General features: G+C 60.8%; 1 protein-coding gene. It reads left to right on the top strand.

What is annotated here, in order from left to right; translation table 11 throughout:
• On the top strand, positions 1–839 hold an 839-nt coding region (locus PY650_RS36570), incomplete at both ends, for a MobA/MobL family protein (protein WP_285884978.1).

Raw genomic sequence — 839 nt, 5'->3', positions numbered from 1 at the left:
CGCCCGCGAGTTCGAGCTGGCACTTCCGCATGAACTCAACGCTCAGCAACGGCTTTTGCTCGTGCGCGACTTCGCCCGCGATCTCGCCAACCGCTATGGGGCAGCCGTCGACTTCGCTATTCATCAGCCGCATGTCGAAAGCGACGTCCGAAACGTTCATGCCCATGTGCTGATGACGACGCGGATGGTGGCCGAGAACGGGCTCGGCGAGAAGACACTGATCGAGCGGGAAAACAAGTGGCTGCTGAACCACAATCAGCCGACGTCGCATATGCAGCTTCGCGACATCAGGCAAGCCTGGGAGAGCCACGCCAATCGGCAGCTCATGCGCGCCGGGCTCGATATCCGGATCGATCATCGCTCGCATATCGAGCGCGGGCTGGAGATCGAGCCGACCGAACACATCGGCGTCCATGCTTCGCAGATGGATCGACGTGGGCTCGACGTATCGCGCACGCGCATCGACGAAAAGGCAGCGCGACGAAACGCCGAACTGATCCGGGAGAAGCCGGAGCAAGTCCTGTCGATCCTGACGGGCGAAAAGAGCGTCTTCGACCGATACGACGTCGCGCGTGCCCTGCATCGCTATATCGACGATCCGCAAGCCTTCCAGAATGCCTTTGCCACCGTCATGGCCTCTCCTGCCCTGGTCGAATTGCGCGCCGAACAGAACCACAAACTCGCGCGCTACACCACACGGGAAATGCTCGAGATCGAGCACACCATGGCCGCCGGCGCCAACCGCATGCAGCAGTCCTTGAGCCACAATGTTAACCGACATCATGTCGATCAAGCATTGCGCCGACAGGACGACGCGATCAAGCGAGCCACTGCAGTAT

Origin of the sequence: Martinezella calliandrae (assembly GCF_030272695.1) — a bacterium.
In the GTDB taxonomy this organism is placed as follows: Bacteria; Pseudomonadota; Alphaproteobacteria; order Rhizobiales; family Rhizobiaceae; genus Rhizobium; species Rhizobium calliandrae.
Note: the sequence above shows the minus strand (reverse complement) of the source record. Positions and strands in the feature narration are given on the sequence as shown.